Source organism: Maribacter sp. R77961, assembly GCF_044594925.1.
In the GTDB taxonomy this organism is placed as follows: Bacteria; Bacteroidota; Bacteroidia; order Flavobacteriales; family Flavobacteriaceae; genus Maribacter.
This window is the reverse complement of record NZ_CP138991.1, coordinates 2384846-2406353: the sequence shown is the minus strand read 5'-3', so window position 1 is coordinate 2406353 and position 21508 is coordinate 2384846. Positions and strand designations below refer to the sequence as shown.

The 21508-nt window shown below is 40.7% G+C and carries 15 protein-coding genes and 1 pseudogene; all 16 read right to left on the bottom strand.

Features of this window, described 5'->3' with window-relative positions; all coding sequences use genetic code 11:
• Positions 1-48 precede the first annotated feature (48 nt).
• Positions 49-735: a DUF1080 domain-containing protein gene (locus SJY09_RS10560; RefSeq protein ID WP_396635682.1), complete on the bottom strand. Its 687-nt coding sequence runs from the start codon at positions 733-735 to the stop codon at positions 49-51.
• 377 nt (positions 736-1112) lie between these two features.
• Positions 1113-1346: pseudogene (locus SJY09_RS10555) on the bottom strand (alginate lyase family protein); the annotation flags it as partial.
• Between the two features lie 27 nt (positions 1347-1373).
• Positions 1374-2261 carry a VOC family protein gene (locus SJY09_RS10550; protein ID WP_396635681.1) on the bottom strand — a complete coding sequence of 296 codons (888 nt, stop codon included), beginning with the start codon at positions 2259-2261 and terminating at the stop codon, positions 1374-1376.
• 419 nt (positions 2262-2680) lie between these two features.
• Positions 2681-4081 (bottom strand): enolase C-terminal domain-like protein, encoded by a 1401-nt coding sequence (locus SJY09_RS10545; protein ID WP_396635680.1) that lies wholly within the window; start codon positions 4079-4081, stop codon positions 2681-2683.
• Between the two features lie 4 nt (positions 4082-4085).
• Complete coding sequence (locus tag SJY09_RS10540) at positions 4086-5039, bottom strand: sugar phosphate isomerase/epimerase family protein (RefSeq protein ID WP_396635679.1); 954 nt, start codon at positions 5037-5039, stop codon at positions 4086-4088.
• 12 nt (positions 5040-5051) lie between these two features.
• Entirely contained in the window at positions 5052-6401 is a 1350-nt protein-coding gene (locus SJY09_RS10535; RefSeq protein ID WP_396635678.1) for a Gfo/Idh/MocA family protein, read from the bottom strand.
• Between the two features lie 143 nt (positions 6402-6544).
• Positions 6545-7372 (bottom strand): dienelactone hydrolase family protein, encoded by an 828-nt coding sequence (locus SJY09_RS10530; RefSeq protein WP_396635677.1) that lies wholly within the window; start codon positions 7370-7372, stop codon positions 6545-6547.
• Positions 7373-7464: 92 nt separating this feature from the next.
• Positions 7465-8478, bottom strand: a complete 1014-nt coding sequence (locus tag SJY09_RS10525) for a Gfo/Idh/MocA family oxidoreductase (protein WP_396635676.1) — start codon at positions 8476-8478, stop codon at positions 7465-7467.
• Between the two features lie 26 nt (positions 8479-8504).
• The gene (locus SJY09_RS10520) at positions 8505-9443 is read right to left on the bottom strand and encodes a sugar phosphate isomerase/epimerase family protein (protein WP_396635675.1); all 939 of its coding nucleotides are present in this window, start codon (positions 9441-9443) and stop codon (positions 8505-8507) included.
• A gap of 152 nt (positions 9444-9595) precedes the next feature.
• Positions 9596-10873, bottom strand: coding sequence for an alginate lyase family protein (locus SJY09_RS10515; protein ID WP_396635674.1), 1278 nt, complete (start codon positions 10871-10873; stop codon positions 9596-9598).
• Positions 10874-10878: 5 nt separating this feature from the next.
• Positions 10879-11673: a VOC family protein gene (locus tag SJY09_RS10510; protein ID WP_396635673.1), complete on the bottom strand. Its 795-nt coding sequence runs from the start codon at positions 11671-11673 to the stop codon at positions 10879-10881.
• A gap of 246 nt (positions 11674-11919) precedes the next feature.
• A complete protein-coding gene (locus SJY09_RS10505) occupies positions 11920-13323 on the bottom strand; it encodes a cellulase family glycosylhydrolase (RefSeq protein ID WP_396635672.1) in 1404 nt (467 codons plus the stop codon).
• Positions 13324-13494: 171 nt separating this feature from the next.
• Positions 13495-15063 carry a RagB/SusD family nutrient uptake outer membrane protein gene (locus tag SJY09_RS10500; protein WP_396635671.1) on the bottom strand — a complete coding sequence of 523 codons (1569 nt, stop codon included), beginning with the start codon at positions 15061-15063 and terminating at the stop codon, positions 13495-13497.
• A 10-nt stretch (positions 15064-15073) separates the two neighbouring features.
• Positions 15074-18118: a SusC/RagA family TonB-linked outer membrane protein gene (locus SJY09_RS10495; RefSeq protein ID WP_396635670.1), complete on the bottom strand. Its 3045-nt coding sequence runs from the start codon at positions 18116-18118 to the stop codon at positions 15074-15076.
• Between the two features lie 412 nt (positions 18119-18530).
• The gene (locus SJY09_RS10490) at positions 18531-20009 is read right to left on the bottom strand and encodes a sulfatase (RefSeq protein WP_396635669.1); all 1479 of its coding nucleotides are present in this window, start codon (positions 20007-20009) and stop codon (positions 18531-18533) included.
• A gap of 21 nt (positions 20010-20030) precedes the next feature.
• On the bottom strand, positions 20031-21371 hold the full coding sequence (locus SJY09_RS10485; RefSeq protein ID WP_396635668.1) for a sulfatase-like hydrolase/transferase: 1341 nt from the start codon (positions 21369-21371) through the stop codon (positions 20031-20033).
• Positions 21372-21508: the final 137 nt, after the last annotated feature.

Below are 21508 nucleotides of genomic sequence, written 5' to 3'. Positions count from 1 at the left end.
TTGTTTATAGGAGGTTGTGTTGACAAATGGTTTTCTCAATCATAAACCCTAATCTATTTTTCTGAGTCTTATGTCTTTATAATGGATTTCGTACGGTTCTCCTTGGTGGGCTTGAAGGCATATATACCCCTTGGAAGCTGCTTCACCATTATCTGTAAATTTTGCAGTTGTAATACCATTGATTTTAATTTCAATTTCATTTCTATTAGCCAATACTTGAATCTGATTCCAATCATCAGGTTTTACTATTTTATGGATTAATTCTCTTTCAGGCATTTTCAGAATAACCGCTGGGAAAAATTCTGGATCCGGATATCTTGAAACATCAACTCTACACTCGTCAATTAAGGCACCCCAAAGCGAAAAAGGAGTATTCATGTCTGCTGGGGTATGGTCTGAAAAACGAACAACTGCATTTGGGTTGGTATAACCAATATCTGCTTGATAGGATGCCACTTCGTTTGAACCCTTCACCCTTTCAGCTCTAAAGCTCACACCTGCATTTGCCTTAGGGTTATTATGAATAAGTTTAACAGCTAGTGTGAGTTCAAAATTTGAATATTCTTCCGTTGTACACAAATAGAAGCTCTCTTCTAACCCTTTTTCAAGGCTTCCTCCAACTATGGTGCCATTCTCTAGTCTAAAAGCGCTGCTTGAGCCCTCCCATCCAGATAATGTTTGTCCATCAAATAATAGAATATTTTTTTCCTGATGACAGGAGATTGTAGTCAACATAAGAAGACAAAAGATAAATATGTTATTCAAGTATTTCATAATAGCTACTTTACCTTTATATAGATTCTAAAAACAAGCTGAATAGAGCGTTCACCATTGCTATCAATTCGAGTTATTTCCCATGCTCCAAGAAATCTGTCAAAATCTAATTAATTTTCTTTATTGGATAAGCTTTTCAAAGGCGTTTCATCCAAAATTCTTCATCCAGATATCCTATGCTCGTCATACGAAATGCGGGAGCGGGAATCTCTGGCAAAAAGGGAACAATCTGCTTGTAATGCCAAACCCGAGGAGACCATCTTTCGGGTACTTTCTCGACTAAGGTTTAAGGAACTCCAACGCTTGCCGTATGCCGCGTCCATCTGCCGTCTCGTAGGTCATAAATCCACACCAACCCACTCGCCAAGCGTCGCTAACTCAGTAAGCCCTGTCAAATTCATTTCGGAGTAGTCAAACGACTTGGTGCGACGTAGCTCCATGGGCTGAAACCCTTCTGGTTCTATTTGACGAGCGATACGGTTTTCTTTCACCGGTTTTAGTTTTTTACGAGCTAGATCGTTCTTAGCTAAAGCGAGAGCCAAACGCAAAACTTTTACGTCGAATATAGTGCCATGATTCTGTCGGCCCTTACCTCTTTATCATTTTTTTACCACTTCTTTTGATTCCATTAATTCAACACGCGTACCATCAAGATCGTGCACATTGCACAGCCAGCGCTTACTGCGGCCAATCATCGGCTTGTAGCGTTCAAGATCGGGCAAACCATTAAATAACATATCGCGATGGGCCTTTCGCGTATCATCAGTCATAATGCACATATGATGCATTGTTCCCATTTGCTTTCTATTAAGTTTCATATCGTTTATAAGTATAAGCTCAACATAGTCGCCTCGATCTCCTGGCAGCTGCATATTCACCCAACCATATGGACCACCTTCCTTAGCCGGTTCGCGCCTAATCTCCTTAAAGCCTAAAGCATCTCGATATAATTTGTTGGCCGACTCTTCGTCCGTAATTGTGATACCCACATGGAGCAAACGATCGGAAATCCGTCTCGTTCCTAGATGCTTGCCTCGCGATAACGCCTGCTTGGAACCGGAGGTATATTCAACAAAAACCAAGTGATGTCCATTGAGATCTACGAGACCACTCGCCAAGGTGCCATCCGGTTTTTTTTCAACAGGTGTCGGATCGAGCCCTCTTTCTCGGAGTATCGCGACAGTAGTTTCGATGTCCGAAACCTGAAACGCGATTTCCACCAACCGATTGTCATCCGTTCCTCCGGGCTTTGAGACCAACTTCACGAACTGGTCGTCGTTGATTTTTAAATACCAAGCTTCCTGATTCTCATTCGCCGCAAAGGCGAATTCGAATCCATAGAAATCCGTATAGAAGTCACGCGATTGCTCCAAGTTTGAGACCTGAAACGCCACATGGGCTATTCCCAAGATGGGGAGTGCTTTTTTAGTTGTCATTCCCATCGATAGACAAGAAACCATTAGGGTTAAAACGAGTAATTTCTTCATACGTTTTTGTGTTTATATTGAGATTGAAAAGCTTTAGCAGCGAGTTTAAGATACTAATATAGTATTAGATGTTGAGTACAGATTGTCCTATTTCCATTCGATTCCTTCTTGTTATTTAAAAAATTTGATAACTGCAGATTCGTTTGCCATGTGCTTATTCTAATTTGTTTTGGAACTATGGATTTCGAAGACGTAGAACAGTTTAATCCATCGCTTGTTTTTCCTAATGAGAAGAATAACTTGTTAAATTAATTTTGGAAAACACGTTAAAAAAGAGCCTAAAAACCATTTTTCAAGCTTGGGGCTTAAAAGACCTGACTGTCCTCTTTTTCTCTAGAAGTTGTAAAGAACTTATTGGAATATCCGGTTTTCAAGAACCTACCAAAGGAAATAGCTAATGCAACAATTTTCAACCTTAACTATGGCTTTGCAAACATGCTTTCATAGTGTTCCGAGCGGTCAAAAATTCCGCCACTTTTTGTGTAGAAATCATCGTTTAACTCGTAGACCCCATTTTTTGCGTTTACCCAAGCGGCATTCTGATGTGGATGATACCCCAACATGGTTTTCCAGTTTTTATAGTTTTGATGGCCATTACTTTCAATAAGCCCTAGATTTCCCATTCCCGGAAACGGCTTTAGTCGTGCTGCCACATTTTTGTTCCACTCGACCAATATCGGGTTGACTGTTAGGTCAGCGCAGAAACAGGGAACATCTCGCTCATGTGCGGCCTGGGCGATTTTCATGGTCATGCTTAAGGTTTTTGCTATTGCCTTGAGCGCAATGGCCTTATAGCCCATTTCCATTCGCTTAATGGCGTCTTCATCGGTGTGGGCACTTTCATCTGCCGCCAATCGTACCGGAATATCAGAAACATCGAATTCCAACTCCTCTGCAAAAGGTTCTTCAATGATGGCAATCTGGTCAAAAGCACCTATTTTTTTGGCGTGGTCTAAAAGTTGCAACAAGGTTTCTTTCTTCTCATAGCGTCCATTCGCATCAAAGTAATAGGGCAATTTTCCATTTTTGGAATAAGGTGTTCGTACATTCCCAATCGTTTTATGAATGGCCGATAATCTGGTTTTGTCCTTTTTGAGCATTTCGGCTTGTGTGCCCGGCTGCCCAATTTTTATCTTCATAAAAAAATAACCCTCGTCCACGGTTGCTTTGATCTCATCGATGGGAATCGTATATGCCATTAAGGGTATGGCCGCCGCTTTTTTATGGTTGTGGGAAAGGGAAGGTTTATAAGCCTTCGGAATCATTTCATCGAAAGTCTTGAATCCGTTTTCTTGGGCATACAAAAGCCATAAGGCATTATCAACACCGACCAAGGCATTCAAAGCAAAGGTCTTTCTCAAATTTGGATTGGAAGTAACTTTCTTGGCATATGCATACACTTCAGGAAGGATTTCATCAAGCAAATCTACCGGACTTGCAAAACTTTGCCCTTTAATCATTTGTTGTGCCCGTTCCGTGATAGCATACATGAGCGCATTACCGGCGCTTTCTGAATTATTGGCAAAAACGTTGGCATCGGACCAAAGTACGTTTTGGGTGCAGAGACCTATTTGATGCTGTCCCGAAGTACTTTCAAGATAGCTGATGGTTTGCCAGATTTCTGACATATACCCTCCTTTAAATCCAAAGGGGCGGATCAGCGGTTCTCTCTCAAAATTAGAATCTACGGTTTTGATGGTAATGTTTTTCAATGTTTGTTCTTTTGAATTGGCAAATAGATTTCCGGGATGACCAACGGCCACGGCTCCGGATGCCAGTAGTCCGTTTTTGATAAATGTCCTTCTTGAGTTATGTTCCATGTGGTTAGTTTAATTGATGTTCTACAAGTTTCTGACGGATGAAATCCACATCCGCTTTAAGCTTTGAAACCAAAATTTTCTGTTGTTCCAATAGGGGTAAACTTTCTTCTTCGCTATTTAATAAAGCATGCTCCACATGAAGAGTTATCGGTGCAATAACGCCAAAGGTCTTTAGGTTTTTAAAAAATACATCGAAATCGACAATGCCCTCACCAAGCGGAAGTTTCTTAACTTTTGATTGCCCTCCGCTAACGTCCCAGGTAAAATCTTTTATCGCAAGCGAACCTGTTTTTTCCGCTAATAGTTGCATAGCCGTTACCCACGATTTATTGCCTTCGCAAACCGCATGTCGAATATCGAACTGACTGCTCATGTAGGTTTTAGGAATATCTTTGAGCACTTCGGCTAAATCCCACATTGCGGCTCCGAACCAGTTTCCGGCGTGGTTTTGATATCCTCCCTGTATTCCTACACTTTTGTTCAATTCGGTAAGCGCTTGCATTTCGCTTTTTATCTTTTCAATAGAAGGACGAACACCCAAGGCTTTATCATACTTATAATATCCCAATCGATAATGACTAACCCCATTTTTGGCGGCGGTGGACAATACTTTTTCTGCCAATGGGTCATCAGCCTTGGTGATGTTGCTTACCATCATCTCAACGGTCAGCCCTTTTTGCTTTGCCATTTCTATAATTTTAGGCAAATCGTTTTCTACCTGCTCTGGCAGCACGCAACCTTTTGGCCTAACAGTTAAATCCAGTCCATCGATTCCTGCCATTTTTAGGGTGTCCATAAAGAAATCAGGTCCATATTTGTCAAGTGGTTTGGTAAAGAAATTGATAGGATACGGTTTTGACTTTGGTGCTTTTTTGGGTGCGGCAAGAACATATGAAAAGGGAACAGCGGCTGCTGCAAAGGCTGTTTGTTTTATGAATTTTCTTCTTTGATTCGTCATGACCTTATTAATTTAAAGTTTCCAAGGAGCTCTATATTCATAGTGCAGGTAATCGTTGGCCTTGTCACTGTTGGTTATGCGCTCATTGACCGCGTCCCATTCAATACGCTGTCCCAACTCCAATGAAATATTGGCCAAATGGGCAAAGCTCGTGGAGCGATGGCCCTCTTCCAGCGAACAAAGTGGTGCTCCACCATCTTTGATACAATCCAAAAAATTACGGATGAGGTTGCCCGTTGAATTCTCTTTGCTGCCTAAATCCCCAAACTCGGTACCTCCCTCCAACTTCTTGTCTATGGGTTCTACCAAGGTATCCCAAGTTTGGAATTGTCCGGGTTTTGCTGAAGAAATGGAATAACCATTTTGGTCGGCAATCAAGTTTCCTTTTGTTCCATGCAATTCAATTTCTCCTCCAGAAATCCCGCCACCTGCGTTAGCCTCATGAATACTGAACTTTATTATGGATTTGGAAGGCATTTCAAACAGCACTTCCATCGTATCGGGAATAGTACGGTCGTCTTGAACGGCAAAATTTCCTCCAGTTGCGGTAATGGCTACGGGAGCCTCTTCATTCAATAACCAACGGATTACATCCATGTAATGCACGCCCCAATTCCCCATTTGTGATGAATATTCTTTCCACCAACGGAAAAAATATGGAGCGATGTTATATTGATACGGACGGAACGCTCTGGGCCCCAGCCACATGTTCCAGTCAAAATCTTTTGGTGGTTCTTCTGGTTGGAGCACACCAATACCCTTAGGGTACATATTGCTGGTGCGTTGCGCACGGGCCGTAGTGACTTTGCCTATAATTCCGCCCTGGACTTCTTTGGATAAATGTTGGTAAATGGAGGACCCCCTACGATTTAACCCTACGGCACAGACCTTGCCCGATTTTTTATGCGCATTGACCATAGCCCTACCTTCTTGGATGGTTATGGTCAATGGCTTTTCTACATACACATGTTTGCCTGCCTCCAAAGCGGCAATCGTCTGTATCGCATGCCAGTGGTCCGGAGTGGCAATACATACGGCATCGATATCCTTTTGTTCAAGCAGTTTTCGAAAATCAGAATACCGTTTTACCTTCGAACTGAATTCTTCTCCCATTTTTGGAACTTTCCCGATTTCCAGATAGCGCTCCGCTACTTTTGAACGGTCGCGAAGGGTGTAGGGTTCGTAAACATCGCATAGGGCGACGACTTCAACATCGTCATTCTCCATGAACCAGTTCAATAATAAAGTGCCGCGATTGCCCAAGCCGATAAACCCCATCCGGATTTTTTCGTTGGCTCCTATGACCGATTTCAAAGACATGGCAGATGCCTGCAAACCGGATGTAAGTCCGATAGTCGCCATGGACGAGTTTTTAATAAATTTTCTTCGATTTTGCATTATAGTATTCGTTAGTTGCTTTAGTGTTTCATGTGTCGTAAATCTATCTTCAATAGATGCTTATGGGAATACCTCTGGGTAATTCACTTAATTAGTGCGAGGTTATTTCAGTGCCTCCCTCTTGAAAATCCAAGCATCCAATCAACTAGTTCCACCGAACTGAAAACAGCCGCGTTTCCTGCTGCATGATTCGCTCCGGGGAATTCCGTATGCTTTACATTCTTGTTCCCGGCCGCCCTTAAGCGTTCCACCATCTTTTTGATGCCCGTTGCCCTATCTCCGTCGTCTCCGCCGGCCATTCCCCAAATTGGCAAGTTCACCAAGCGTTCTGGATTACCGGTATCACCAGCCGAGAAACCAGCGGGCGCTGCCGCAGCAAAACGATTTGATGATTCATTTATCCAATTCCAGGTGCCCCGACCACCCATGCTATGTCCCATCACATAAACACGGTTTGCATCAATCTCCTTATAGTTTTCCAAAACGTAATCGAGCATTGCGTTCAGCGAGGTAACATTCCAATCCTCAGCCGTATTCGGCTCCAATAGTATCAAGTCTTTTTTGGTTAGTTCCGCTAATCTTAGGCCTTTCACCTTTGCGGATCGGGCAAGCTGTTGCTCTAGGGGCATTTCTTTGCCTCCTCCGCCATGCAAGGAAATAAGTAGCGGTAATTTTTCAGCAGGTTTCTTGATTGGAACAGCCATAAAGGCGATGTTTTTCAGTTTTCCCATTTTCTTTTGCAGCGCATCTGGCCACTCAATAAGGGAAACATCGACGTGTTGAAATCGATTGTTTATTTCATCTAAAGTTTTATTGATTGCAGGATTTGAAATGGAGTCTCCCAAAGTTTTTTCTTGCCCAGGCTGAATGCCGTTTTGTGCCCATAAAGCTGAAAAACAGCATAAGCAAAGTAAAATTGAACTAATTTTTTTCATTATTCTTATGTATTTCGTTAGTCGGAAAACGAGTAATTTCGATACGTCAGTTGAAAGCTTGATAACCTGTATCGATGGTACTGGTATCCTATTTACTGTTCCAATATTTCCAATTGTGCTATTATTTGTTCTTCCGTTACCGGATACCCCTTACCCATTCTCAAGGTTTGATAAACATCTTCAAAGACATTCATATAACTTGCTTTTGGTGCGGTGATTTTCTCTTGTGTTTTTAATCCATTGGTGGCTATAGTGGTTATTATCCCTTCACTTTCAGGTAATTCTATACCAAACAATGAATTATCAGGTTGCATTCCCTCATTTAATTGATTTTCCTGAACATCGGTTCTATTTTTTTTAAAGGTTCCCAATGTGCCATTTAGAATAAATGCCGGCTGTGGATCCGCAACCAACAAACTGATGGTTACAAATACTTGCAAGTTATTGGGATATAGTAAATGAACATGTTCATAATCATTTACTTGAGTGCCAGGACGAACAGATGATGAATATTTTGACCATTTTAAGGGTAATCCAAATAATGAAATTATTCCATCTATAACGTGCGCACCTAAATTATAAATCACGCCATTTCCGGGGATAGGGTCTTCTTTCCAGCTATTTTGAACAACAGCGTTTCTAAATCTATCGTATCTAAAATGAACCTCGACCAAGTTTCCAAGTTTGCCAGATTCAATAACTTCTTTCACCGAGAGAAAATCGGAATCATACCTTCGGTTTTGATAGGGTAATAAGAATACACCCTTCTTTTTTGCCGCTTTAAATAGTTGTTTTGCCTCAGCGGCCGTCGTGGTAAAAGGTTTATCAATTAATACATGCTTATTGGCCTTAATTGCCTTTAAAGCGAATTCAAAATGTGTTTCATTTGGTGTATTTACAATTACAAGCTCGATAGATTCGTCCTGTAAAAGTTCATCAATAGCATTGTAACTTTTTACATTTTTGTAATCTAAGCAAACCTTTTTTTTAGATCTTTCTACTACTGCAGAAAATTCAAACCCGGGATGGCACCTAAGAAAAGGAGCATGAAATAAACTACCGGACATCCCAAAGGATAGTATTCCGGTTTTAATTGTGTTTTTCATAGTTTTAAATTCTAGTGCTGTTTAGGTTACAGCGCAATGCGTAATTCATCGATCATACTTGACACCAATGCAAAGGGGTCATAAGGTTTACCCTTAACATACAAGGTTTCTACTGGGAGGTATCCTGTATAACCTCCTACTCTGATAATTTCTATTAGTTTATTATAGTCTGTCTTGATTTCCGAACCAAGACCGAACAGACTTTCTTTGACCTGCCAATTTATTGCATAAGGAACAACTTCAGCGATATCTTTATAAGGATCCGGTGTTTTAAAATTTCCTGTATCAACGATGATGCCTGCCCATTCTGAATCAAGTGCTTTCATGATATAAATACATTGCTCCGCGGTTTGCAACATTTCGCCGTGATTCTGAATACCTATTTTAACACCGTATTGTTCCGCTACCGGAAGTAATTCTTTGTAGCAATCGATCATCCATTGCGCTGGTACTTCCCAATTTTCTTCGTAACCTTCTGGAATCGCTCCTGCAAAAACCCGAATAACGGGTGCTTCAATCTTTGAAGCTGCCACAATCCAAGCTTTGGCCAAGTCTAATCCTTCCTTTCTTACTACTGAATCAGGAGAGGCAAAGTTATTTCTAATACCTGTTCCCGAAATAGCAATCCCCAAATCGTTTGCACGGTTTTTAAAACGCTCAAGGTATTCATCGGAAGGAACTTCTGGATAGGTCGGAAAAAAATAAGCTGTCGGGTCTAATGCCTTAATTTCTTTTGAAGCACACCAATCTAGTAAATTAAACAAAGTGTATACCTGTTCATCACTTCGCTGACTCTTGGCTCTGAGTAAATCTGCAAAAGAATACGCATTTAATGCGGGAATAATATCTTGTTTTTGCTTCAATGCAGTATTTACTGGCTGTTCTTGCTTACAAGAAATAAACAGCAAAGCAGAAAAAGTTAATATAAATAATGCTGAAATTTCTTTAGATTTTATTTTTCTCACGGTAGTATCATTTTTGTGAATCATTTGATTTAAGAATCATGCGAGTAATTAATAACTCAATCATCATAAGTATTTGGGTTTTCCTCAGATTTTTCCATTTTTTCAAAAAAAGTTTGGCTAAATGCGCGATATGTCATTCATACTACTAAAAACTATCTTTTTGGATGTGTTAATTGAAAACTAGATGCCTTAAAACTGGGGAACTGCTCAACAATAGCCTCATATTCTTCCTCTTGATACCCTATGCTTGCCATACGAAATGCAGGAGCAAGAATCTCCGGATGAAAGGGAACGATTTGTTTGTAGTGCCAGAACCGTGGTGGCCATCCTTCAGGTAATTTCTGAACATAAGGTCTAAGGAACTCCAATGCTCGTCGGATGCTGCGGCCATCCGCAGTCTCGTAGGTCCACAAGTCCACCCCGACCCATTCCCCGAGTGTCGCCAGTTCAGTGAGTCCTGTCAAATTCATTTCAGAGTAATTAAATGACTTGGTACGTCGCAGCTCCATAGGCTGGGCCCCGTCCGGTTCTATTTGACGCGCGATTCGGTTTTCTTTTACCGAGGTTAACTTTTTCCGAGCTAAGTCCGTCTTTCCCAAAGCGAGCGCTAAGCGTGCCACCCTTACGTCGAACATCGTGCCATGATTTTGTCTCATCTGAACTTCTTCACGACCATACTCGCTGTTCATAAACCAATCTAGAAAGTCCGTTATCCAGACCTCCAGTGCCTTCCGGTCCTTTTTGTTCCAATGGGTAGACCCATCCAAGAGCCCCGCCGCATCCACCGCTTGCACCACACCACCTGCTTCAATCATACCTATGTACCGCCCTTCGTTTCTGCCGGGTACAGCTTGGGCATATTGTAGGTGCGGGTTCATCCGTGTGGCAGGATTATTAAACCAAACCTGTAGACATTGCGCTGCATGGGCAGCGTAGGTTTCTTTTCCAGAGAGGTAATAAGCGAGGGCCAATGTTTCCACTAAACGGCCTATTTCCTGACCGCGCGAATAGTCCGCGAAATCAGGGTTACGTGATTCTGGGTTGATCACGCCATCCTTTGGTAGGTAGGGCAAGCCGTCTGACTTTGACGGATCAGGCCAAAGGTAGGGTGCTTGCGTATAATAGTCATTCAGATTCCCGGTAACGGGATGCCGTGTTTTATCGGTTACCGTTGGTGGTTTTATCTTTAAGGCTTCATCTGCTGCTTTTAACAGGGCTTCATAGGCTGGAATAAGCGAAGGGTCACCTTTGGAAATGCCTTCTTTGACTCTGGGCAAGGCGCCTCGTCTTGCACCGAAGAAACTAGGAGCCTCGTCCAAAGCCGAAACTGTGGTTGACTTAGTTTGTGCAAAACCCGTTTGGGGAAGAACAAATGAACCTAGGACTAAAAACAGGAATCCCAATAGGGAAAAACGAGATTTTGGTATCATATGTGTCATTTTTTTATGGCTTCTTTTGATTCCATTACTTCACAACGCGTACCATCAAGATCATGTACATTGCACACCCAGCGATTGTTACGGGCAATCAAGGGCTCGTATCGTTCAAGGTCGGGTAAGGCATTAAATAACATATCGCTATGGGCTTTTTTAATATCGTCTGTCAAAAGGCACATATGATGCATTGTTCCCTTTTGCGCTCTACTCAGTTTCATATCGTTAACGAGGATATATTCGACATAGTCACCTCTGTTACCTGGCATTTGCATATTTACCCAAGCATCCGGACTGCCATCCTTGCGCGATCCCCGCCAAATTTCTTGAAAACCTAACGCATCTCGATACAGTGCGTTGGCCGTTGCCTCATCCTTAATGGTAATACCTACATGCAGCAAACGATCGGAAACTCGGCGGGCCCCGAGATACTTGCCTCTAGCTTGTGCTTGCTTGGAATCAGAAGTATATTCAACAAAAATCAGGTTATGGCCGTTAGGGTCAACTAGAACGCTTGCTAAAGTACCATCAGGTTTTTTTTCAACTGGGGCTGGTTTGAGTCCTCTTTCTCGGAGCATGGCAACCGTAGTTTTGATGTCTGAAACCTGAAAAGCGACTTCCACTAATCGATTGTCATCCGTGCCCTCTGGTTTTGACACCAACTTTACGAACTGGTCGTCGTTGATTTTTAAATACCAAGCCTCCTGGTCTTCATAAGCCGCAAACGCATATTCAAATCCATAGAACGCCGTGTAGAAGGCACGTGACTGTTCTAAACTTGATACTTGAAACGCCACATGGGCTATTCCCAGGATGGGGAGTTCTTTCTTAGGTTTCATCCCCATCGATAGCCAAGATACTATGAGGGTTAAAATGAGTATTTTCTTCATAAGTTTTCAGTTTATTTGACAATCAAGATTTTAAAAGAATTCAAAAGAATTCAAATTTATCTGCTAGTTATTATTTCTACTAATGGTTCCAATTCTTCACACTATTTTATAGTTAAGTTGAAAGTACTCATCTGAGGTTCTTTTAAATTATAATTATTCTAACACTTTAAAATCACGGATGCCAGGCACAATTTGAACATGCAAATCACTCTTATCTTTTGGCCACTTTAAGATAAGTAATTTTTGTGTTTTGTCATCCCAAATGAAATCGGACGGATTTACATTTTCAGGAAGTTTATAGACCTCCAATCCAGCATTTTTTAAGGGATTATGGTACATCACAAAATCGGAGTCGATCAGAATGGAAAATCCGTCTGGATAATGTCTATTGGCCCCTATGAATATCTTAGAGGCTCCTTTACTGTTGTCAGAACGGAGGTTAAGGTCCAAGGTTCTTGTTGCGAAATGGAACATAAAGTTTTGAATATCTCCAGCAATAGTTTGAGGGTATGGTCTGGCAATAACATCCGTAATGTATTTTCTTTCTATGGTTCCGGCCGCTTTTTCATCACTAAAAATAGCCCATGTAGAAGGGCCGCCGGGTAGAAAATTCTGCATGCTTCTATTCCCTAAAAACCATGCTTTTATGCTACCCACGCCCATACGGTCAAAAACTTCTGCGGTACGGATATAGAGCTCCCTGTACCTTAATTGTCCCAAATCTCCAGCGATCAAGGTGTCGGTGGACGCGAAGGTAGGAAAGCCCCATTCGCCAATGTAAATTGGAGCTTCTAAGAGGTCCGATTCTGAGTCGAACCGATCCATGACAGGTTTTATAAAATCTATTTTGTCCTGATAGATATGTGGAGCGAAAATCACGTTCTTCCGATTTATCGGGACAGTAATCTCAGCATATTGGTTATTATCTATACCTTCCCCTTTGTTCATAAAAATGGATTGCACCAGTACTTTTTTATCCGCATTGATTTCATGACAGGCATCGATAATTTTTTGGTACAGGGGAACCAAGTATTTTTTGGTCAACTCGGTATAGGAAATATCCATGGTCAGTTTTCTTGGCTCGTTTACAATATCGTAGCCCAGAACAGAATTCTCCGTTGCATAACGTTTCCAGATGACCCGCCAGGCATTGATATAGGTGTCGTATTCGTTCTTTTTGTTCTTCCAAAAGTCCTCCCACTTAAAACTATCCACCCCATAAACCGTCATTTTAAAAACGGTTTTCATTCCGCTATTTCTTCCATGTGCGACTAGGGTATCCAACTTTTTCAGGTAGTTCTGGTCCAGTTTGCCTCCGGGAAAGGAGCTCAGTTTGCCTAATTCTAATCGTATCACTTGGGCATTTGCCCCCATGCGTTCCATTCTGAGGTAATCGTCCGAATTAAAGAATACCTCTCCTTTATGATCGTTGGTGTTTACCACAAATCCACGGGATATGATATGGCGACCCTGAGCATCCCGTAGTCCGTGTTTTATTTGTGCATGGACGTTAGAACAGATTACGATTAATAAACAGATGAGGTAATTGGTTTTCATGGTTTTTGTTATTTATGGGTAACGAAACTTATAGATGAGCAATATGTTTTAGCCGATGTCAACCTAAGGATTACAGAGATTCTCATAAAAAAAATGGGGCAAGCACAGTGCTTACCCCATATTCAAACTAACTCAAACAAACTTTCGTTATTCTATTTGGTTGCCATTAAATTACCGGTAACCATTATTTGTTGGGTCGGACTCTAATAGGGCAGGATTCTGTTCCAATTCCTGTAATGGAATGGGTAATAACACATGCCAAGGTCTAATATTGACATTAGGTTCCCAGAAACGGTATTCTAAATCCTGAACAACATCTAATAGAATACCCCAACGGATTAAATCATAGCGTCTATGCGCTTCTGCTGCTAATTCCCATTTACGCTCGTCATAAATGGCTTCCCTAAATTCTTGTTGACTCAACCCTGCTAATTCCCATTCTGCTTGGGTAGCAAATGCACGTTGCCTTATAGGTTCAATGTATTGATAAGCTCCTCCAGGACCATTGGCTTCATTTTCACACTCAGCTGCCATTAAATAAACATCGGCAAGTCTAAACACCATTCGATTATCCGAATGGTTAAAACGTGGGGAAGTGGCTAAATCTAAATTCCAAAATTTAGCCATGTATGGGAAGTTCAATTCAAAACCTAAGTAATTGTCTACAATATTCAAAGGTCTTCTTAAATCATTCAATGGGAACTTTTCAGCAAAATCTTTTGATGCTACCTGTAAGCCTGTACCATTAAAAGCCTCGCCTCTTGCCGAAAGTGCATCCGCTAAAGCACTTCTTTCATCAGTATTTGCAGGTTCATCCCTTAAACGTGGATTGAACATACTGGGTCTCCAACTATTGTTTCCCGCAAAACTTCTTCCAGGGAAAGCCGGATCGAATATACCTTCTATGTCCCTTGCAAAATCTAAAGACCAGATAATTTCCGCATTATACTCGTTAGCAGGGTCAAAAACTTCCTCGTAAGTAGGCAATAAGATATGCGGAGATTCATTAATAATCTCTAGAGACTTACTTAAACCGGCTTGCCAATTTTGTTGCTTCATGTAAATTTTAGCTTCGATGATTGCCGCAGCCCATCTCGTAGCACGACCTCTTTGATCGTCAGGATAGGTTGAAGGTAAAACACCTTGTGCAAACTGTAAATCGGATATAACACCTTCTAGTATTGTTGCTTCCGGAGTTCTTCCCAAAACACGTACTTCATCCAGAGTTAATGCTTCGGTGTAATAAGGGGCATCTCCCCAAAGATTGGTAATATGCCAATAACATAAAGCACGCAAAAATCTTGCTTCTGCGATTACCTCAGTACGTACTTCTTCAAGTATGGCTTCATTATCCGTTACCCTGTCAATAATGAAATTAGCGTTAAAGACTACTCTGTAGAGGTCTTTCCAGGTATCGGATACGCTCATCTTTTGAACGGATACATCAGCCAAGGCCTCATTCAATGTATAATTGCCAATAGGCTGTACAAAATTTGCAGCACGGTTCGGTTCTATGATATCTGCACCATTGTCATAAAAATGATCTAAACCTACTTGACCATAAATAGAATTATTCTTTAAAATGGCATAAGTACCCTGTATTGCTTGTCTAGCATCATTATCCGATGCAAAGAACGTTTCAGGTGCAATAATTGCTCTTGGATCTTCTTCTAAAAATTTCTCGCATCCGAAAAAGGAGAACAATACGAAGATGTATAAAATTAGATTCTTTGTTTTCATATTTATTTTTTTAAAAAGTTACATTTAGACCTAGGGTAAGAACTCTAGGATTAGGGTATTGCGCACTTAAAAATCCTAGCGCTATATTACCAAATTGATTATTGCCTTCGTTAAAGTTATTTGCTTCAGGCTCAATCAACCGAGTTTTAGAGAACAATAACAAATTACTACCATTTAAGTATATAGTTGCATTTTTCACTCCATCCAAGCCCATCTTTTCGGTAGGGAAATTATAGGCCAAACGTACCGCTTTAAGACGGATATGGGAACCATCTTCTACATATTCTGAATTAGGAGGTGTATTTGTTACAGAGTCCGCACCCGCTCTAGGAATATCAGAGTTTGGATTGTCAACCGTCCAACGATCGCGTAAATCTCCAAATTTCACCGCTTCTCCACGATTGAAATAGTTATTTCTCATATTTAGGTTGTAAACCTCGTTACCAGAGGTACCTTGAAAGAAAAATGAAAAATCAAGATTCTTATACGAAAATGAGTTTTCGAATCCGAAAATTAAATCAGGGAACGGACTTCCCAAAACAACATTGTCTTCTGTGGAGATAATACCATCTCCGTTTAAATCTTCAAATCTTGATCCGCCAACCACTTGAGCGGTAAGCCCAGAAGCATCAATTTCTGCTTGACTCTTCCAGGTTCCTAAATAATTTACTCCTGTAAATACAGGAACCGATTCACCAACGATCAATCGCGTATTACCAGAACCTAGTATAGGGTCTACAACAAGATCTATAAATTCTTGACCACCAAGATCTAATATTTCATTCCTGTTCGATGCTAATGTCAACGTAGTATTCCAACTAAAGTTGTCATTGGCTATATTGGTAGAATTTACCAATAATTCCCATCCTTTGTTTTCAAGTGCTCCGATATTTTGCAATTGACTTGTAAAGCCGGTTTGTCTAGGAATGGTAACATCTAAAAGTAAATCGTTGGTCTCCTTTTGGTAATAGTTGAATTCCGTAAAGATTCTACCACCGAAAAGTGATGCTTCTAATGCTATATCCAATGAAGTGGTGGTTTCCCATTGCAGATTAGGATTTGAAGGTCTACCCAATGTTAAACCGGGTACCTCGGCACCATCGAGGGTAGTGTTCGCTTCAGTTAGCACCCCCAGTGTTCGGTATGGTCCAATTGCTTGATTACCGGATTTACCCCAACTTGCTCTTAACTTTAAATTACTGAATAAGTTCTGATTTTGCATGAACTCCTCTTCATTGATGTTCCAGGCCCCTGCCACAGAAGGATAAAAATTATATTTGTTCCCTGGCGCGAAAACGGAACTACCATCTGTTCTACCTACTAAGGTAAGTAAGTATTTATCTTTATAGTCGTAGTTTATCCTTCCGAAAAACGATGCAATTTGAAATCCATTGAAATTGCTGCTTACGACCGATCTTATTGGGTCTGAATTACCTAGGTTGTTAAAACCAGTGGCGTCACTGGTTATACCAGCGGCCTCGGCTTCGGTAATTTCAGTTTCTACTTTTTGAAAGGAAGCACCCCCCAAAACAGTTAAGCTATGGTCACCAAAATCAGTTCTGTACTGTATCGTATTTTCATTGTTCCAACCAACACTTGCTACCGTTCTAACACTCGCGTTTCCGCCATCGGTGATACCCACGGCAAGATTGCCCGGTAATTGGCTAGAATTAAATCTGTTTCGTTTAACATTATTGAATTCTGGACTGAAAGTCGAACGAATGGTCCAGCCTGGCGCAGGTCGGTACTCTAAATACGCGGTGGCCAATAAGTTATTGGTAAAGGTCTGATTCGTATTCAATTCAAAATTTGCAAGCGGGTTACTGAATGGCGAACCAACGACATCATTAAATCCATTAAAGGTACCGTCATCATTAAATGCCGGTTGGGTACGCAATGTACCGAACAAATTACCTTGAAAACTGGTAAGCGCATTGTTTTGTCTTATTCTGGAGTAATTGATACGGAAACCAGCTTTTAGTTTGTCACTTAGGTTTATATCTAAATTTGATCTAAAAATAAATTTTTCTATCCCAGAGCTCTTTACAATACCTTCTTGATTAAAGTAATTTATAGAGTTATAGTAATTCACATTTTCTGATGATCCTGAAATTGATACGTCCGCATTATAAATTGGTGCCGGGCCCGTTGTTAGATCAACCCAATCGTTATTGGGGTAGGTAGATGGGTCATCTGGGAAAGGTGCCGCAACCGACCTAAACTCGGCATGTTCATTTGTAAACGCAATTTGTTCTTCTCTAGTTAATACATCAGGCAGTTCAGGCAGCATTTGCATACTGGTGAATACATTTACACTCACTTCAGGTTTTCCGCTTCCCGTACGGCGACCACTTTTAGTCGTAACCAAGACCACACCATTTGCACCTCTAGAGCCATATATGGCGATAGAAGAGGCATCCTTTAAAATTTCAAGGGACTGGATATCGCTGGGATTAATATTGTTCAAGTTGAAGTTGGTTCCAACCACAATACCATCAATAACAAATAATGGCTCGTTGCTACCGGTGATAGAGTTACCACCCCTTACTCTAATAGCCGTTCCCGCTCCAGGTGCTCCACTTGCCGAGGTAACTTGAACACCTGCGGCCCTACCTTGTAACACTTGGTCAACTCTTGAAGCAGGTACTTGCGTAATATCTTCAGAACTTACGGACGATACAGAACCTGTAAGATCTTTTTTGGTTGTGGTACCATAACCAATTACTACAACTTCGTCTAGTTTGTTATCTGCCGCTAGAATTACGTTTATTGTACTTTGGTTGCCCACTACGATTTCCTGACCAGCATATCCTATGTAAGAAAACATAAGTGTATCATCAGTATTGGCTTCAATACTGAAATTACCATCAAAATCTGTGCTGACACCAGTGGTGGTTCCTTTTACGACTACAGATGCTCCTGGCAAAGGACCATCTTCATCGGATACTGTTCCGGTCACCGTCTGTTGGGACCAGGCCGTTAGGCATACTAGGGAAAATAGTAAAGTGCATACCCTAGATTTTAGTTTGTTTGATTTTAGTTTAATTTTTTTCATAAGGTTGTCGTTTCATACAGTTGAATATTCTTTTAAAACGTTGTTAAATTATCGTTAACGTTTTTTTAGGTCATCCTGTACTGTACTGTAGGGTATATTTTTTTAGAGTCAAAATTCTTGTTATAGTCCGTATTTATTAATGCTCACAGTATATTAAGAATTTATCAAAAAATACTGTAATAATATTTCAGATAGCTATTTTTTTAAGGTTTTGAAGAAGGAATTGTTAATCAAGTACTCCTCAAAATCAAGAGCGTAAAACATTATTTTAATATGTTATATGATGCTCAGGAGCGCAATTTGGAAGAAGATAGGTGTTTATTATATTTGGCCGATAAACTTTAAATAACGGGACCTTTTCAATTTTAATTTTTTATCCTATCTATCCGCTCCTATAACTTAAGTATTGGTTTTATAAACCATTAACGCGTTTTTTCTGTTCAACAAAGTATGGTTGAAAGGTGTACATAGAATTTTTGTCCCAAAGGGCATTTTCTTTTGGTAATAATGATTTTAATTTTTCAATTTCTTGTTGATATTTCTGTTGTCCAACAAGATTGGTAAACTCATTAGCATCGTTCTGATGGTCATAGAATTCCTCGCTTCCATCTTCATACTGTATATATCTATATCTTTTTGATTTTATGGCATGGTTATTCATTCCAAAGGTAGTTATGGCATACGAGGGGTCTTGGTCATTTCCCATCATGGCTGGAACTAAACTTTTACCTTCGTTACGCTTATAGGCAGGTAGGTCGGCTAATTCCAAAAGTGTTGGGTATACCGATAGTAATTCCGCTGGTTGGTCAATTTTTTTACCTTTTGGAAGTTCAGGAGCTGCGAAAATCAAAGGTACTCTTGTAGCAACGTCCCAAAGTGCATGTTTGGCAAAAGTACTTTTCTCACCAAGCCTATAGCCGTGATCGGACCATAATACAATTACGGTGTTATTGGCGTGCTCACTCTGTTCTAAAGCTTCCAATAGGCGCCCTATTTCATAATCTACAAAACTAATGCATGCAAGGTAGGCTTGAATGATTTTTCGCCATTCCCCATTTTCAATGGCCCAATCGGTAGAGGGCATCATGGGTAGGTCGTTTATCATTTTAGCTACGGCGGGTACATCATTTAAGTCATCTGGCTTATAGGGCATGGTTGCTATGCTATCCAAAGGATAAAGGTCAAACCATTTTTGTGGAACATAAAGTGGCACATGAACCCTTAAAAAACCAACGCCCATAAAAAAGGGCTTGTTCTGTTTTTTGTTTAGACGCTCTATGGCCCAATTAACAGATTGATGGTCCGGCATCAAAGAATCTGCTTCCGGAAACGCGCCCCAGTCCGTACTCGTTTTACCATATTTTTTTCTGTCCGATGCGCCAAAACCATCCCAAACAAATCGTTCTTTAGGCAACGGACCAAATCCTTTAACACGTCCTCCAGAATCATCGAACATGCCTTCTGGTGCATGCATATGGAATAATTTGCCAATTCCCATCGTATGATATCCATGTTGCTTAAAATACTCGGGCAGCATTAAAATATCCGTTGTTTCTGGATTTTCTGAACGTATCATATCATCGGGTACCATACCATATATCCCTGTGGTAGATGGTCGCAAGCCTGTCATTAATGACGCTCTAGAGGGACCGCATAAGGGAGCTTGGCAATGGGCATCGGTAAAGGATACCCCCATCGCCGCTAATTTATCCATATTAGGGGTTTTTGCAGGGCCATCTAGACTTCCCAGCATGGTGTTTAGGTCATCTACCGCTATAAAAAGAATGTTCGGAGGTTGTTTAAGGGCTATTTCCTTATCCGGACGCCCTTCTTTACAGGTAACAAAAAGACTAACTATGAATATTAAAAAAAGAAGTTTTTCGAATTTCATTCCTATTCTCTAATTAAGTTATTACTCTGCCCAAGATGACTGAATTTTTTGTTTTAAAGCTTCTACTACCTCAGGATGTTCGGATGAGATATCCTTTCGTTCATAAGGATCTTCGTAGATGTTGTACAGTTCAACTTTTTCGTTTGGCCTATTGGTTTTATCCGGTAGTATAAGTTTATACGGTTGGGTCATTGCCATTCTGTAATAAAGGCTACCATCAATCGTATTGAAGTCATGTGCATAAATTTCCCCATAAAGGGCATCTCGTTGCATTAGTGCTTTTTCATCAAGAATATTAATTCCGTTTAGTTCCTTTGGTGGCTTCATATTCAATAGACTTAGTACAGTGGGTACCATATCTAAACTGCTGGTCAGAGATAGTGTATCTATTTTTGGTGTAATTTTCCCTTTCCATTTGTACATGATAGGGGTACGTAGTCCGTAATCATAGGGAGATCGTTTGGAGATTTTGTTGTATGCAGCATTTGTTTCGTTCTGCACCCAGCCGTTGTCGCATACATAAACGAACAAAGTGTTTTCTGTTTCACCTTTTTCTTCAATATAATCCATAAGTTGGCCGCAAGTTATATCGAACCATTCGCACATGGCCCAATACTTCGCAACATATTCCGTTGGTGCTTTGGGCAGGTATTTTTGTAATAAGCTATCCGGTGGAGTATGGGGAGCGTGCGGTAAAAAAGGGGCGTACCACATAAAAAAAGGTTTCTCTTTTTCTAGGGCCAGATCTATATAACTATAAAGTGTATCCATTCCTTTACGACCTATCTCAAGACCATAATCACCATGCCTGCCGCCACGTTCCGGATCACCATGGGTCATGCCATCGTCAAAACCTCCGTTGGTGTGATTTCCTAACCACCATTTACCGGTTTGGAACGAAAGATACCCTTTCTCTTTGAGGAGTTTGGGAAGAGTCGTCTTTAGTTTATTGAAGTTTTCTATAACAGTTGCGTAGTTTTTTGGTCTCCAAGAAGAACGCCAGGCAGGCTTAACACTTCTGTCATCGCCAGGTAAAACTCTGTCATTGGCAAGCACACCATGAGCTCTTGGATAAACCCCAGTTATAATTGAGGCTAGCGAAGGCGCACATAAAGAGGTGGGAACGTATCCTCTGGTAAAGGTCAAACTTTCGTTTGCTAGCTTGTCTAGATTAGGGGTCTCTATGTGTTCATGCCCCATAAAACCATAGTCCGTCCATGCTTGATCATCTGATAGGATAAATACGATATTGGGTGGTTTCTGTGGATTAAGTTCTTTTACCTGTTTTGGTTTTGAGTCATTACAAGAGATACAGAAGAGAATTATAACAACTGTGCTTATTGATGCTAGATTTAACTTCATTTTTATTAAGTAATTTTAGTTATCTATTTTAATAGTTTCGGATATCCGTATAATATTCACTTTTGAGTCCAAAGTTTCAATACTTGTCGCACTTTTTAAATAAATAGGATTGTAATAAATAATTCTTTGGTAAAATC